Origin of the sequence: Natronosporangium hydrolyticum (assembly GCF_016925615.1) — a bacterium.
GTDB lineage: Bacteria > Actinomycetota > Actinomycetes > Mycobacteriales > Micromonosporaceae > Natronosporangium > Natronosporangium hydrolyticum.
Genome location: NZ_CP070499.1, coordinates 3294263 through 3309579 on the forward strand (window position 1 = coordinate 3294263; position 15317 = coordinate 3309579).

Annotated in this window: 12 protein-coding genes; 11 read left to right on the forward strand and 1 reads right to left on the reverse strand. The window is 69.2% G+C overall.

Translation table 11 applies throughout. The annotated features are described in order from the left end of the window. Positions 1-71: 71 nt before the first annotated feature. Positions 72-1079 carry an aldo/keto reductase gene (locus JQS43_RS14635; protein WP_239674941.1) on the reverse strand — a complete coding sequence of 336 codons (1008 nt, stop codon included), beginning with the start codon at positions 1077-1079 and terminating at the stop codon, positions 72-74. Between the two features lie 152 nt (positions 1080-1231). Between JQS43_RS14635 and JQS43_RS14640 the strand changes: the two genes are divergently transcribed. The 11 genes from JQS43_RS14640 (at position 1232) to JQS43_RS14690 (ending at position 15306) form a co-directional block, all read left to right on the forward strand. Next, entirely contained in the window at positions 1232-1624 is a 393-nt protein-coding gene (locus JQS43_RS14640) for a hydroxyisourate hydrolase (RefSeq protein ID WP_239674942.1), read from the forward strand. Positions 1625-1853: 229 nt separating this feature from the next. After that, a complete protein-coding gene (locus tag JQS43_RS14645) occupies positions 1854-4799 on the forward strand; it encodes an AfsR/SARP family transcriptional regulator (RefSeq protein WP_239674943.1) in 2946 nt (981 codons plus the stop codon). Between the two features lie 290 nt (positions 4800-5089). After that, complete coding sequence (locus JQS43_RS14650) at positions 5090-6421, forward strand: aspartate aminotransferase family protein (RefSeq protein WP_239679448.1); 1332 nt, start codon at positions 5090-5092, stop codon at positions 6419-6421. Next, complete coding sequence (locus tag JQS43_RS14655) at positions 6415-7458, forward strand: NAD-dependent epimerase/dehydratase family protein (protein ID WP_239674944.1); 1044 nt, start codon at positions 6415-6417, stop codon at positions 7456-7458. Before JQS43_RS14650 ends, JQS43_RS14655 begins: the two co-directional genes overlap by 7 nt. Before the next feature lie 66 nt (positions 7459-7524). Continuing rightward, entirely contained in the window at positions 7525-8505 is a 981-nt protein-coding gene (locus JQS43_RS14660) for a UbiA prenyltransferase family protein (RefSeq protein ID WP_239674945.1), read from the forward strand. 53 nt (positions 8506-8558) lie between these two features. Beyond that, positions 8559-9785 (forward strand): endonuclease/exonuclease/phosphatase family protein, encoded by a 1227-nt coding sequence (locus tag JQS43_RS14665; protein ID WP_239674946.1) that lies wholly within the window; start codon positions 8559-8561, stop codon positions 9783-9785. Next, positions 9782-10771 carry a lysylphosphatidylglycerol synthase domain-containing protein gene (locus tag JQS43_RS14670; protein WP_239674947.1) on the forward strand — a complete coding sequence of 330 codons (990 nt, stop codon included), beginning with the start codon at positions 9782-9784 and terminating at the stop codon, positions 10769-10771. The genes JQS43_RS14665 and JQS43_RS14670 overlap by 4 nt, the downstream gene beginning before the upstream one ends. After that, the gene (locus JQS43_RS14675; protein WP_239674948.1) at positions 10768-11793 is read left to right on the forward strand and encodes a glycosyltransferase family 2 protein; all 1026 of its coding nucleotides are present in this window, start codon (positions 10768-10770) and stop codon (positions 11791-11793) included. The genes JQS43_RS14670 and JQS43_RS14675 overlap by 4 nt, the downstream gene beginning before the upstream one ends. Before the next feature lie 42 nt (positions 11794-11835). Next, positions 11836-12834 (forward strand): UDP-glucuronic acid decarboxylase family protein, encoded by a 999-nt coding sequence (locus JQS43_RS14680; RefSeq protein WP_239674949.1) that lies wholly within the window; start codon positions 11836-11838, stop codon positions 12832-12834. A 64-nt stretch (positions 12835-12898) separates the two neighbouring features. Then, positions 12899-14254 (forward strand): UDP-glucose dehydrogenase family protein, encoded by a 1356-nt coding sequence (locus tag JQS43_RS14685; RefSeq protein WP_420847588.1) that lies wholly within the window; start codon positions 12899-12901, stop codon positions 14252-14254. Then, complete coding sequence (locus JQS43_RS14690; protein ID WP_239674950.1) at positions 14251-15306, forward strand: glycosyltransferase family 2 protein; 1056 nt, start codon at positions 14251-14253, stop codon at positions 15304-15306. The genes JQS43_RS14685 and JQS43_RS14690 overlap by 4 nt, the downstream gene beginning before the upstream one ends. Positions 15307-15317 lie beyond the last annotated feature (11 nt).

Genomic DNA, 15317 nt, shown 5'->3' on the forward strand with positions numbered 1-15317 from the left:
CCAGCGACCACGACCGCCGGCCGATGACGACCCGGACCTGGCCGACATCTCGCCCGGTACGGATGGTCAGGTCAGCGGCGACGGAACCGCTCCAGCAGCCCGAACGGGTAGGGCGCGCGGCGGTCGCTGACCGCGGTGAGCCGCTCGATGTACTCCTCCGGAAGCGACCCGTCGGCGGCGGCCAGGTTGTCCTCGAGCTGCTCCGGAGTACGGGCACCGATGATCGGCGCGGTAACGCCGGGCTGCTGGATCAACCAACGCAGGGCCACCTGAGCGGGGCTCCGGCCGGTCTTCTCCGCCACCTCCACCAGGGTGTCGATCACGTCCCAGGTGCGGTCGTTGGCGTAGGTCCGCCAGGCCTCGGGCCAGCCCCCAGCGTCCGGGTCGGCGTCCACCCGACTCCCCGCCGGCGGCTCGGTCATCCCGCGTCGATACCGGCCGGCGAGCCAACCACCCCGCAGCGGGCTCCACGGGATCAGCCCGACGCCCTCATTACGGCAGATCGGAAGCAGGTCCCACTCGGTCTCGCGGTCCAGCAGGTTATAGAGCGGTTGTAGGCAGGCGAACGGCTCCCAGCCGCGGTATCGTGCCAGGTCGATCGACTTCTGCAGTTGCCAGCCGGCGTAGTTGCTGGCGCCCAGGAAGCGGACCTTGCCGCTGCGGACCAGACCGTCCAGGGTCGCGAGGGTCTCCTCGATCGGGGTAGCGTCATCGAAGACATGAATCTGATAGAGATCGATATAGTCGGTCTGCAGTCGACGCAGGCTCGCCTCCGCCGCACTCAGCAGGTGTTTACGGCCGGCGCCGGCATCGTTCGGACCCGACCCCATGTCGCCGTACGCCTTGGTCGCGACGACCAGCTCATCGCGCGATCGCCGCGCCAGCCAGCGCCCGACGATCTCCTCCGAGCGTCCGGCGCCGTAGACGTCAGCGCTGTCGATGAAGGTGCCCCCGGCGTCGACAAACCGGTCCAACATCGAATGCGCCGTCTGCTCGTCGGTCGAGCCGCCGAACGACATGGTGCCCAGACACAACTGACTAACTTTCAGGCCGGTGCGGCCAAGAAATTCTTGCTCCATAGCTCGACCGTACGAGTTGGAGTGGACTCAAAGTCAACCGACGATAGCGTCTCGATAGCCCGATCGGGTATCTCTGTTCGCTCTGCGGTCACCTCCTGGACAGCCGGCGGCCGCAGCCACCGGAGGGCAGCAAACACGGAAGGGGTCAGCTGATGGGCATTTCGATAGAGGTGATCGACTCCGCCACCGGCCGCTCAGCGATCGGCGCAAGCTTCGTGCTGTGGCGCAAGGAGACCGACTGGCAAGAGCTGGCGAAGGGGCAGGTCGCCAGAGCTGGCCAGCAGCAGGCGATCAGACCTCCCACGCCGGACGGGTCCGGCACCAGATCCGCGCTCGAACGCGGGATGTATCGGCTGCGAATCGACCTGGACCCTTACTTCGCCGGGCTCGGGGTCGCTCCGTTCCAGTCGCATATCGAGGTGGCCTTCCGAGTCTTCCACTGCGGGCAGCAGATCCGCTTCCTGATGATGATCACTCCCACCTCGTGCGACCACCACATCGTGCTTTCGGATGATCGCCCGCCGGCCCGATCGTCCCAAAACTAGCGGGCCTCAACCCGCTCACCTCCCCATCGAGCCTGCGCGATATCTCACACCGCTACCGTTCCCTGACTGCCCGGCATATTCTTACCCGTGGAAATGAGTAGGTGCCAGCGGACAGCCCACCGACGGAGGTGACAGTGTGGGAAGCGCCTCGCCGGGGGACGATTCGCGCCCTCCGGAGGCGGGACCAGCCGCCACCGACCACCAGGGACCGAATCTTAAGTTTCAAATATTGGGACCCTTGGAGGTCCGTGCCGCGGGTGAGCTGATCGCCATTCGCGGCCACCGCCGGCGGGTAGTGCTCCTGCTGCTGCTCCTCGAACCCGGCCGAGTCATCACCGGCGACCGGCTCGTCCAGGCCATCTGGGACGACGCGCCGCCCAAGACCGCCGCTACCCAGGTGCAGATCTGTGTGTCGCAACTACGCAGCCTGCTCGCCACCGCCACCGGTTCGGAGCTGATCCGGACCCACGCCGCGGGCTACTACCTGCAGGTGCCCGACGAAACCGTCGACATGGTCCGGTTCCGTGCGCTGGTGAGCAGGGCCCGAGCCTTGGCGCAGGAGGGCGACCAAGCCGTCGCCGCCAGTGAGCTGCGGGCCGCACTGGACCTGTGGCGGGGCGAGGTCGGCTCCGGCGTCGACAGCCGAGTAGTGAGCGCGGCCGCCGTCCGCCTCGCCGAGGAGCGGTTGACCGCCTTGCACGAGTGGCTCGACCTGGAGTTCGCCCTCGGCCGGCACCACGAGCACATCGGTGAACTGCGGGAGCTGGTCGAGGCGTACCCGTTGCGGGAACGGCTCCACGCCCAGTTGGCGCTGGCGCTCTACCGCGCCGGGCGGCAGGCGGAGGCGTTGTCCGCGTGCCGGCAGGCACGCCGGGTGCTCGCCACCGAGCACGGCATCGATCCCGGGGCCGAGCTTCGGGCGCTGGAGCGGGCCATCCTCGACAACGACCCGACGCTGGAGCTGCCGACGAACGGCTCGGCCGCCCCCGTCCCCCGGCAACTACCGGCGCCGCCGCAGGACTTCGGCGGGAGAGCCGACGAGGTCTCCACGCTGCTGGCGTATCTGGCACCAGCGGTCGACCCGGCCGGTGACCACGCCGCCACCGACCAGGCAATGCGGTTGGCCTTCGTCAGCGGTGCTCCGGGCATCGGCAAGAGCGCCCTGGCCATCCAGGTCGCCCACCAGGTGCAGGCGGCCTTCCCCGACGGGCAGCTCTACGCGCATCTTCGCGGCACCGACACCATGCCGGTCCGCCCCGAACAGGTCCTCAACCAGTTCTTGCGGGCGCTCGGGGCACCTCCGGAGACCTTGCCGACCGATCTTGCCGAGCTGGCGGCACAGTACCGCACCTGGCTGGCCGGGCGACGAATCCTGATTCTGCTGGACGACGCCACCGACGAAGCGCAGGTCCGGCACCTGGCGCCCGGCGACCCCGGCTCAGCGCTGATCGTCACCAGCCGGCACGCGATGCCCCGGCTCGGTGGGGCCCGGCACATCGCGTTAGGTGTGCTGGCACCGGAGGCGGGCCGGGAGCTGCTGCGGCAGGTCATCGGCGCCGAGCGGGCCGAGCAGGAACCCACGGCCACCGCCGAACTCGCCGAGCTGTGCGACCACCTACCGCTCGCCTTGCAGATCGCCGCCGCCAAACTCGCCGTGATGCCCCACTGGCAGGTGGCCCAGCTGGTCGACCGGCTGCACGACGAACGCCGCCGGCTGGACGAGCTCACCCTTGACGACGTGGGAGTCCGACCCAGTCTCACCATCTCCTACCAGGCCCTGCCGGAGGCTGCCGCGCGGCTGCTCGCCCTACTCTCCGCCCTCGGCGCCACCGACTTCGCCGGCTGGGTCGCCGCCCCGCTGCTCGACGCCACGGTCTCCGACGCCACCGAGGCGCTGGACCACCTGGTCGCCGGGCGGCTCGTCGAGGTCCGGGGCGGCGCTGGCTATCAGGCCCGGTACCGGCTCCACGACCTCACCCGGATCTTCGCCCGGGAGCGGCTGGCCGATGAGGTACCGGCCCCCGAACGCATCGAGGCACAGCGACGGCTGCTGCGCTGCTGGCTGCATCTGGCTACGGCGGCCCACCAGCGAGAGTACGGCGGTGACCACACGGTGCTGCACTCCGCGGTGCCACACTGGCCGTTGCCGCCGAAGCTGGTAGCCAACCTGCTGGTCGAGCCGTTGCACTGGTTCCAGACCGAGTACGAAAACCTCCTCGCCGCAGTGACCATCGCGGCCCAGCTGGGGTGTGACGACATCTGCTGGGATCTGGCGGTAACCTCGGTCACGCTGTTCGAGAACCGCTCATACCACGACGCCTGGCTCCAGACCCATGAGGTGGCGATGGCGGCGGTGCAAGCTAGCGGCAACCGCCGCGGGCAGGCAGCCTTGTGGTATTCGCTCGGCGGGATGGCGCTCGCCCAGCTGCGCCTGACCGACGCCCAGCGGGACCTCACCCGGGCACTGTCCTGGTTCGCGGAGGTGGGCGATGTGCACGGCCGCGGGCTGGCGCTGCGAGACCTCGCCTCCGTAGACCGGCTACAAGGCCGATACCAGCGAGCCCGGCAGCGCGGCAATGGTGCGTTGGCCTACGTTCGCAACGCCGGTGATCGGGTAGCCGAAGCACATGTGCTACGCGGCCTGGCGCAGATCGAGATGGACCAGGGCCGCCCGACCGAGGCCGAGGCGACGCTCCGGGAGGCGTTGGCGATCTGCTCCGCGCTGACGGCCCGCCGGATCGAGACCCAGGTCCGGTACCGGCTCGGGCAGGTGCTGCTGATCCGCAAAGAGCTCGTCGCCGCGGAGGGGTCGTTCCGGGAGGTCCTCGCCGCGGCGGAGGAGAGCCGCGACACCGTGGGGCGGGCCAACGCGCTGCTCGGGCTCGGCACCGTCCACCTCGCTGCCGAAGAGTACGACCTGGCCGGCACCGTGCTCACCGAGGCGCTGCGGGCGGCCCGGAACGGCGGCAGTCGGCTGGTCGAAGGCCAGGCGCTGCTCGCCCTCGCCGAGGCATACCTGCAACGAGACGACCAGGTGTCGGCCCACCAGACGCTCGACCGCGCCGACGCGGTCTTCCGCGGCCTGGGCACCCCCACTTGGCAACAACGCAGCGAGCAGCTGCGCCGGCACGCCGCGGCAGTGGAGGTAGTAACGACGCCGCTACGGCCTCGATAGCGGTCGGATAGTCAGCGGATGCCGGCGGGCGTAACCGTGTGGCGTAACTGAACTACCACGCGGGAGGCACACGTCATGTATCAACCGACCAGGTATCAACCGACCGACGACGCTCAGACCGAGGCCACCGCGCCGATCGCGCCGTCCCACACCAACTGGGACTAGGCAACCGAACGGAAGGGAGCAGGCCGATGAGCAAGCTGATGACGATCGACGATGCCGAGCAGCTGAGCACCAAAGAGGTCCACAAGCTGTACGCCCGGCACGTCAACAAGAGCCAGACCCGCCTGATGACCTCGTTCGGATTCGGACGCGAGCTGGTCGACCGGGCGGAGGGCGCCTACATCTACACCCGCGACGGTCGCCGGATCCTGGACTTCACGGGCGGGGTCGGGGTGTTACACCACGGTCATAACCACCCCCGGATCCTCGCTGCCCGGCAACGCTTCGCGGCGAGCCGCCGGATGGAGGTCCACAAGACTTACTTCTCCCCCTACCTGGCAGCGCTCAGCCACAACCTGGCCGCGGTCCTGCCCGGCGACCTCAATATGTCGTTCCTGCCCAACTCCGGGGCGGAGGCGGTAGAGGGCGCGGTCAAGCTCGCCTACAAATACCACCAGGGCAAGCGGAACACCATCCTGCACGCGGACATCAGCTTCCACGGGAAGCTGCTCGGCTCAGGCAGCCTGACCGGCGGCTCCCAGAACCATTTCGCGTTCCCAGGAATCCCGGGCGTCCACCGCTACCCGTACGGGGACCTGGCGGGGCTACAGGCCGCGGTGGACGCTGCTCGCCGGGCCGGCGGTGGCTGTGATGTGTACGCGATCCTGATCGAACCATTCAGTGCGTCCACTATGCGGGAATGCAGCGAGGAGTTTCTGCGCGGGCTGCGAAAGCTGTGCACCGACGAAGACATCGTGCTGATCTTTGATGAGATCTACACCGGCTGGGGCAAGACCGGCAGCCTGTTCTATTTTATGCGCTACCCCGACCTGGTGCCGGACGTGCTGACCACCTCGAAGGCTTTCGGCGGCGGCAAGGCCTCCATCTCCGCCTATATCGCACGCGAGCCGATCTTCCGGAGAGCGTACGACAGCCCTACCGATGCGCTCCTACAGAGCACCAGCAGCACCTACTACGGCTTCGGGGAGGAAGCCGCCACCGCGATCGAGGCGATCAACATCGCGATCGAGGACGACTTTCCCGCCCGGGCCAGGCGGATCGGGGAGCTGCTCTCCCCGGCGCTGCAGCGGATGCGCAAGCAACACCCGGAGATCATCGCTGATGTGCAGGGCAGCGGGGCACTGTGGGGGCTATCGCTCCAGCCCCAGGCAAGCTGGTTCGACCTCGCGGTGAAGCTGGCTCCGGGCGGGTTCGCCAAGGACCCCCAGTTCGGTGTCAAGCTGGCGACCTGCGCGGTGATCGATACGCTCTACCGCGAGCACGACGTATTCGCATATTACACGCTCAACGGTCGCAACCCACTCGTTGTGGGACCACCGCTGGTCGCCACCGACGACGATGTGGACTATTTCCTCGACGCGCTCGAGGCCACCCTGGCGGTCGGTATGCCTCGGCTGCTCACCAGATTCGTGCAAGGAAAGGTGTCCTCGCTATGGTAAGACGCGCCCTGGTGACCGGAAGCAGCGGCATGCTGGGCGGCAATCTGGTCCAGCGGCTGCAGCAAGCAGGCCACGAGGTGACCGGTGTCGATCTCCGGGAACCGGTCGAGCCGGTGCCCGGGGTGGTCTACCACACCGCTGATGTCCGCGACACCGACCGGATGGCTGCCGCCATGGCCGATGTCGACATCGTGATTCACACCGCTGCCGCGCTGCCCAGCTACCCGAGTGACGAGATCCGCTCGGTGATCGTGGGTGGCACCGAGAGCACCCTGTCGGCCGCCGCCCGGGCCGGCGTCGACCGGGTCGTCCACATTTCCTCGACCGCCGTCTACGGGCTACCCACCATCGTGCCCACCACCGAGGAGTACCCGCGGGAACCGGTCGACACCTACAGCGGGGCCAAGGCCGAAGCGGAGCTGGTCTGTGAACGGTTCCGCGCCGACGGGCGGTGCGTGCCCATCCTCCGGCCGAAGACCTTCCTCGGCCCCGGCCGCATGGGGCTGTTCGCGATGTTGTTCGAGTGGGCCGAGGAGGGGCGAAACTTCCCGGTCCTGGGCAGCGGTGACGTCCGGATCCAGATGCTCGGCGTCGAGGACCTGGTCGATGCGGTCCTCACCACCATGTCGGCGCCCGCCGACGTCGCGAACGACACCTACAACCTGGCCGCCGCCGAGTTCGGCTCGCTACGCGAAGAGTTCCAGCGGGTGCTGGACGCAGCCGGCCACGGCAAACGGGTCGTCTCGATCCCGGCACGACCAGCAGTCGCGGTGCTCCGCGTACTGCAGTGGAGCCGGTTGTCGCCGGTCTACGGCCGGCTGCTGCACAAGCTACTCGCCGACTCGTACGTCAGCATCGACAAGGCGCGTGACCGGCTGGGATTCTCCCCCCGCCTGTCCAACAGCGACGCTATCGCGCACACCTACCAATGGTGGCGCGAGCAGCGGCCGGCGCTGGCGGGCGCCGGTGGCACCGGCCGCACCAGCCGGGAGCCGTGGCGCCAAGGCGTGCTCGGGCTAGCAAAGGCCTTCTTCTGACGCTCTCATCCCCCGAGGAGAGATTCGATGGACCCGATCTCCGGGTCACCGCGAGCGAGTACCGCGGTGACCGACCCTCCCCTGCCCTCGACTGCGTCGACGCCGCCGCTGATGTCTCGAACCCCACCGGCTGGCCGATGGCGCCAGGTTGGGGCGTTGCTCTCCGACCTCGTCCGGCTCGCCCGGCCAACCCACTGGGTCAAGAACCTGGTCGTCATCCCGCTGGCGCTGCTGTCGTTGGCCGGACCGACCGCAGCTGAGCTGGCCCGGCTCGGGTGGGCGGTGCTCGCCTTCTGCCTGGCATCGTCCGCGGTATACGTGTGGAACGACATCGCCGACCGGCACCGGGACCGGGCACATCCGGTGAAGCGGCACCGGCCGGTGGCGGCCGGCCGGGTCCACCCGTTCGCGGCTGGCGGCTTCGCCGTGACCCTGACCGCCGCGCTGCTGCTGGTGATGCTCCTCGGGCCGAGCTTCGGCTGGTGGCCGCTCCTGGTCTACCTAGGCCTGAACATCGCGTATAGCCGCGGGCTCAAGCAGGTGCCGCTACTGGACATGTTCGTGGTCGCCGCCGGATTCGGGCTTCGCCTGATCCAGGGCCACGTGGCGGTCGACACCACCGCCTCAAGCTGGCTGCTGATCGCGGTCTTCGCGATCTGCCTGCTACTCATCCTCGGTAAACGACGGCACGAGGTCGGGGCTGCCGGGACCAGCCATCGGCCGTCGCTGGCCGGGTACTCCCCGCAGTTCCTGGAGTACCTGATGATCCTGTGCGGCGCGGTCACTGTCACCGCCGGCCTGCTCTACCTCAGCGATGCCTCGGCCGCCCCGCCGCACGCCGACGCCGTGCTGCTGCTGTCGGTGCCGCTGGCCATCTTTGGTCTCGCCCGATACCTGCAACTGGTGGTGGTCCGCAGCGACGGCGGCGATCCGGTACGACTGCTGCGGGATCCGGTCATCCTGGTCACCGCGTTGCTCTGGATCGCCGCGGTGGCGACGATCGTCACCCTGCCCGAGCCCGCCCTGGCCGCTCCACCATCGCCCTAGGAATCGCCCTAGGTGACGCCGACCAACCCTGCACATTCGAAAGGAGAACCAGCGTGACACAGCCTGAAGGCGGACTCGACACGGTCGCCGACGCCTCGACGCCGGACACCACTGCCGACGAAACCACTGTCGACGATGCCGCCACCCCACGACGGCGCTGGTGCCGCGGCACCTGGGTCGCCGTCGCGCTCGCCGCCACCTGGCTCGGGCTCGTCTGCCTGCATCTACTGATCAGTGGCCGCTGGTGGGGATGGACCTTCGTGGACCTTGCCCCACCGCTGATCTTCGCAGTGGTGCCACTGCTGATCCTCGCCGCGCCGGCAGTGCTGCGGCTGGTCCGGATCCGGATGCCGGCCCGAGCCGTCTGGTGGGTGGCGGCGACCGCGGTGGTGTCGTTGCTCCTTGGCGGCGGGATGTCGGGAATCAACCCGCACGCGTTGGCACCGGACCGCACGTCTCCGGCACCGCCGGACGCGCTGCAGGTGCTCGCCTGGAACGTCGAATACTGGGACCAGCGGGTCGCGACCGACGACGTCTACGCCTATCTGCACAGCCAGCAGGCCGACATCTACCTGCTGCAGGAGTATCTGTACTGGGTCGATGACGGACCACAGCAGATCGACGAGTTGGAACGGCTGGAGCAGGAGTTCCCTGACTACGAGATCGCGATCGTGGGAGAGCTGGTGACGATCTCGCGCTATCCGATCGTGGCCGAGCACGCCATCCGGCTGCCCTCGCGCCCCGCGGCCCAGTACAGCGACTGGGACGACTACTGGCAGGTGAAGGCGCAGCGTACCGACATCGAGGTCGGCACCGGGCTGCTGTCGTTCTACAACATCCACGCCCCGACTCCGATCGACGTCGAGGCCGGCCCGTTCGCCGGCCGGTTCTACCAGTACATCCGGGACGCCCACGAGTGGCGGGCCGACGTCTTCGACGCGCTCGCCGCCGATGTGGCCGACAACTGTCACCCGATGGTCGTCGCCGGCGACTTCAACACCACCCCGGTCATGCAGCAGGTTCCGACCCTGGACTCGCGGCTGACCGATGCGATCTCGGCCAACCGGAGCTGGTATCCGGTGACCTTCGCGGTCCCGGAGAACGGGCTGCGGCTCTGGCGGCTCGACCATGCGTACACGACCGATGAGGTAACGGTCCACGAGTACGAATTCCTCGACCAGGAAGGGCTCTCCGACCACGCCGCCCAGCGGCTGGTGCTCTCGCTGGACGAGGCCGGCTCGACGGCGGTCGGCGACTGCGCGGACCCCGGATCCGAGTGACCGTGGCCGCCGTCCTCACCACGCTGCGCCGGGTCTTCGCAGCCAAAGTAACCCACTGGGTGCTCTCACTGAGCTTCCTGGTCGCCGCTGGCGTCGGGTTCGGCGCATCGCTGCGGGAACAGGGCGAGGAGGTCGCGGTCGCCCTGACCCAGCTACACGCCCCAGCGGTCGCCGGCGCGTTGCTGCTGGTCCTGCTCTCGCTGGTGGCGGCGATGCAGGCCTGGCGGACACTGCTCACCGGGCTGGGTTCGCCGTTGCCGATCCGGCAGGCCGGGCGGGTCTTCTTCACCGGCCAGCTCGGCCATTACCTGCCCGGCACCGGTTGGCCGCTGGTGATCCAGCTGCACCTGGGCAGGCGGCTGGCGGTGCCGCCCCGTCATACCGTCGCCGCGTTCCTGTTGGCGATGGCGGTCTTGACCGGCACCGGCCTCACCGCGGGCCTGGTCGCCGCGCCCAGCCTGCTCAGCGGACACGCGTGGTGGCTGCTGGCCCCGGCCGGATTCGTCATCGTGTGTCTAGTCTGGCCGGAGCTGCTGCGGCGACTGGTCGGGTGGCTGTTCCGGGTGACTCGCCGGCCAGAGACGGTGACCGAGCTCTCGCCGGCCCGAACCCGGCACGCGTTCGCGTTGTCGCTGGTGAGCTGGCTCTGCAACGGGCTACAGCTGTGGCTACTGGCGGTCGCCCTCGGCGCGCCGGCCTGGGCCAGCCTGCCCGCCTGCCTCGGCGGCATGGCGCTGGCGATTCTCGCCGGCAGTTTCGTACCGTTCGCGCCGGGCGGGTTGGGCCCGCGTGAACTCATCCTGGTGCTCGCGCTCACCGCCGTCCTGCCGGCGCCAGCGGCCCTGGTGGCGGCCGCGGCCAGTCGACTGGTCCACACGGTCGCTGACGCGGTCGCCGCCGGCGGCTTTCTACTCGCCGGGGTGGTGGCGCGGCCACGCCAACCGGCCCTCCCCTCGCCCCGACTCCCCGAAGGAGCAGCCCGATGAATCCGCTCGTCTCGGTAGTGGTCCCCAACTACAACGGCGAGAAGACGCTCGCCGCGTGCCTCGCGGCGGTCGCCGCCCAGACCTACCCGGCGCTAGAGGTCATCGTCATCGACGACGCCAGCACCGACCGTTCCCGGGAGATCGCCGCCGGCTTCGACTGCACACTGGTGAACCTGCCGGAGAACTCCGGTCCGGCGGTAGCCCGCAACCGCGGGATCGCCGCCAGCCGGGGAGAGATCCTGTTCTTTCTCGACGCCGATGTGGCGCTGGCCCCGGACGCGGTCGCCACCGCGGTCCGGATCCTGCAGGACCGGCCAGAGCTCGCCGGCGCATCCGGCGTCTACAGCACCACCCCGCTCTTCGACGACGGGCCGGTAGAGCGTTACCAGGTGCTGCACGCCCACTACTGGCGCGCCCGAAACGCGGGCCTGGTAAAGGCCGGGTACTTCTCGTTGGGCGCGTTCCGGCGGGAAGTGATCGCGGAGGTCGGCGGGTTCGACGACCACCTGCCCGCGAACTTCAACGAGGACACCGAGTACGGCTACCGGATCGCCCAGCGGCACCCGATGCTGCTGACCACCGGCATCCGTGGCCACCACGACGACGACGACCGGCTGCTGCCGATCATGCGGAAGTTCTACCGCCGGGTCTCCTCGGTGGTGCCGCTGGTGCTCGCCGAGCGGGGCCGTGGCACAACCGGCGAGATGGCGCACCGGCCGCGGGAAGTGGTCACCGCCGGGCTCACACTCGGCCTGCTCGTTCTCGCCCCACTGTCGACGTGGCTGCTGCTGGGGGCGCTGGCCTCGCTCGTCGCCTTCGCCTGTGCCGAGCCACGGATGGTGCGATTCGTCCGCCGGGAAGCCGGTCTGAGATTCATCCCGTTCTTCCTCACTGTCCACTTCGTTTTGAATGTCACCGTGGGCGTGGCGGCCGCGGTCGGGCTGCTCCGTTACGCCGCGAGCCCTTCCTTCCGCCGCCTCTACCAGCATTCGGCTACCCCGACCGCCGCCACGGCTACCTGAAATGTACCCGGACCATCGGGTCCAGCATCGAAGGAGAAACCGATGAAACCAGCAACCGTCACCGATCCGGGCCGGGTCGTCGTCACCGGCGGCGCCGGGTTCCTCGGAGCCCACCTGTGCGCCCGGCTCCTCGCCGACGGCCACCAGGTGCTCTGTCTGGACAACCTCAGCGCCAGCTACCCCGACAGCGTCGCCCACCTGCGCGCCGACCCCCGCTTCGAGCTACAGGTGTGCGATGTGACCGAACCATTCGCGGTGGCCGGGCCGGTGCGGGCCGTCGCCCACCTGGCCGCACTCGCCAGCCCACGGGACTATCTGGACCACCCGCTGGCCTCGCTACGGCTGGGCTCGCACGGGACCGTCAACGCCCTGGAACTCGCGCGGCAGAAGGGAGCCCGGCTCCTACTCACCTCCACCAGCGAGGTCTACGGCGACCCTGAGCAGCATCCGCAGCCCGAGTCGTACTGGGGCAACGTCAACCCGATCGGGCCGCGCTCCGTCTACGACGAGAGCAAACGATTCGCTGAAGCGACCGCCGTCGCATACCACCAGGTGCACCGGGTCGACGTCGGCATCGTCCGGATCTTCAACACCTTCGGGCCCGGAATGCGCCCCGGCGACGGCCGGATCGTGCCGACCTTCGCCTCCCAGGCGCTGACCGGCCGGCCGCTGACCATCTACGGCGACGGTCAGCAGACCCGGTCGCTCTGCTACGTCGACGACCTTGTCGAGGGCCTGGTTCGAATGCTTCGCAGCAGCCACCTGGGCCCGGTCAATCTCGGTAACCCGGAGGAGCTGACCGTTACCGAGATCGCGTTGATGATCAAAGAACTGATCGGCGCCACCTCCCCGCTCACCTACCTACCGGCGATGGTCGACGACCCCACCCGGCGTCGGCCGGAGATAACCACTGCCCAGTCGCTGCTGGGCTGGCAGCCGCAGCTGCCGCTCCGGGAAGGGATGCGTCGGACGATCGCCTGGCTGCGCGACTCGGGCGCGCTCCACGGCTCCTCGGCGCCCGCCCTCACCGCGCTGGCATGACCCCCTCGACAACCACCCCACCTCCGGTGCGGCGCCCGTCGCACCCCTTGAAGGGAGAGGCCCCATGTCCCCGTACATCACCGTGATCGGCACCGGCTACCTCGGGGCGACCCACGCCGCCTGCATGGCGGAGCTTGGCTTCCGAGTGCTCGGCGTGGATGTCGACCAGCAGAAGCTGGCCAAGCTCGCCGCCGGCGAGCTGCCGTTCTACGAGCCCGAACTGGCGGAGCTGGTAGCCCGGCACGTAGCCTCGGGTCGATTGTCGTTCACCGACTCCTACGAGCACGCCGCCGAGGTCGGTGACGTCCACTTCCTGTGCGTCGGCACCCCACAGCAGCCCAACACCGACGGCGCCGACCTTAGCTACCTGAACGCCGCGGCGGACCGGCTCGCCCCGGGGCTGCAGCGGCCATGCCTGGTGGTCGGCAAGTCCACCGTGCCGGTCGGCACCGCGGACGCGCTCACTCGCCGCATCCAGGCAGCCGCTCCGGCCGGTACGGGGGTCGAGGTGGCCTGGAACCCCGAGTTCCTGCGCGAGGGCTACGCGGTGGCCGACACTCTGGCGCCGGACCGGCTCGTCTTCGGTGTCCAATCTCCGGGCGGGGAACGTGCCCTGCGCGATGTCTACGCGAGCTTGCTCGCCGAAGGTACGCCGGTAGTGACCACCGATGTCCGTACCGCCGAGCTGATCAAGGCCTCCGCGAACAGCTTCCTGGCCACGAAGATCTCGTTCATCAACGCGATCGCAGAACTCTGCGAGGCCGCCGGGGCCGACGTGGTGAAGCTAGCGGAGGCCCTCCGGTACGACCCCCGCATCGGCGATCGGTTCCTCTCCCCCGGCGTGGGTTTCGGCGGCGGCTGCCTGCCCAAGGACATTCGTGCCCTACTGGCCCGGGCGAACGAACTCGGCGTGGGCAGCGCCCTGCGATTTCTGGACGACGCCGACCGGACCAATCTGCGCGCCCGACGGCGGGTGGTCGACCTCGCCCGGCAGGAGTGCGGCGGCAGCTTCGCCGGCCGTCGCGTGGGGGTGCTGGGCGCCGCTTTCAAGCCCAACTCCGATGACATTCGGGACTCCCCGGCGCTGGCCGTCGCCGCCGCGATCCAGGCGGCCGGTGCCGAGATCGCCGTCTACGACCCGCAGGCCAACGACAATGCCCGCAAGCACTTCCCCACGATGGACATCGCGCTCAGCGCCGTCGACGCGGCCCGGGGAGCGCACGTACTGCTGCACCTGACCGAGTGGCCCGAGTTCGCTGGGGCCGACCCGGCCGAGTTCGCAGCGGTGGCCGCCGAACGCCGGATCGTCGACGGCCGCAACACGCTGGACCCGGCTCGGTGGCAGGCCGCCGGATGGCGGTTTCGGGCGCCGGGCCGCCCGCAACTCGACGCGCTCAACCCGGAGGAGGTCAACCCGTGAACAGTAGTCCCGACGCCCCACTGGTGTCCGTGGTCGTCCCGAACTACAACTATGCCGAGACGCTCGGCCCGTGCCTACAGGCGGTGCAGGCGCAGACCTACCCGCGGCTGGAGGTGATCGTCGCCGACGACTGCAGCACCGACCGTTCGGTCAGCATCGCGCGTGCCGCCGGGGCCCGGGTGGTCAGTACCCGGGAAAACAGCGGCCAGGCGGTAACCCGCAATCTCGGCGCCGCCCACGCCCGTGGCGAATTCCTCTTCTTTGTGGACTCCGACCTGATCCTCGACCCGGAGGCAGTGGCGAATGCGGTGAGCCTACTCCGATCGGACCCGACGATCGGCGCAGTATGCGGAGTAAACGACCCGGAGCCGCTGATCCCGGACCGCAAGATCAAAGAGTACCGCGCACTCCAGTACCACTACTGGTCGCTACCGGACGGAGACGTGCCCGTACTCTTCTCGGCCATGTTCGCCATCCGAGCAGCCACCTTCGCCGAGCTGGGACCCTTCGACCCCCGGCTGCGGTGGTCGGAGGAGTTCGAGTACGGACACCGGATCACCCGCCGGTACCGGATCTTCATCACCACCGCGGTGCGGGGCCGGCACGACCCGGACGCCACCCTCGGCGGCATGCTGCGCAAGCTGTTTCACCGCGGCCGGGTCCGGGTGCCCCTCTACGCCCAGGTCCGCCAGTTCGCGAGCGGCTTCGAGACCGGTCCCCGGGCCATGGCGAGCGTGGTGGCCCTGCTCGGGGTCGTCGCGCTGGCGCTACCGGCAGCGCTGGGGGCGGTGTGGCTGGTGGTGCCGGCCGCGCTGCTCGCCGGGTCGGTCGTCGCCGACCTGGGGATGTACCGGTTCGTCGCCGCCCGCCGAGGGGTCTGGTTTCTCGGTTACTACACCGCCATGCACTTCCTGGTGAACATCACCATCGCCGCCGCGGTGGCGACCGGCGCCGGACAGTGGCTGGTGTCGCGCCGGTTCCGTCGGCTCTACGACGACTGCCCGAAGCCGGCGCCGCACCCCACCAACTCCTCCCGGTTGCAGGAGGCATAGTTCACGGCAGC

Coding starts and splice junctions, on each gene's coding strand:
- JQS43_RS14675 (WP_239674948.1), top strand. CDS start 10,768: ATGAATCCGCTCGTCTCGGTAGTGGTCCCCAACTACAACGGCGAGAAG.
- JQS43_RS14635 (WP_239674941.1), bottom strand. CDS start 1,079: ATGGAGCAAGAATTTCTTGGCCGCACCGGCCTGAAAGTTAGTCAGTTG.
- JQS43_RS14640 (WP_239674942.1), top strand. CDS start 1,232: ATGGGCATTTCGATAGAGGTGATCGACTCCGCCACCGGCCGCTCAGCG.
- JQS43_RS14655 (WP_239674944.1), top strand. CDS start 6,415: ATGGTAAGACGCGCCCTGGTGACCGGAAGCAGCGGCATGCTGGGCGGC.
- JQS43_RS14680 (WP_239674949.1), top strand. CDS start 11,836: ATGAAACCAGCAACCGTCACCGATCCGGGCCGGGTCGTCGTCACCGGC.
- JQS43_RS14650 (WP_239679448.1), top strand. CDS start 5,090: ATGACCTCGTTCGGATTCGGACGCGAGCTGGTCGACCGGGCGGAGGGC.
- JQS43_RS14685 (WP_420847588.1), top strand. CDS start 12,899: ATGTCCCCGTACATCACCGTGATCGGCACCGGCTACCTCGGGGCGACC.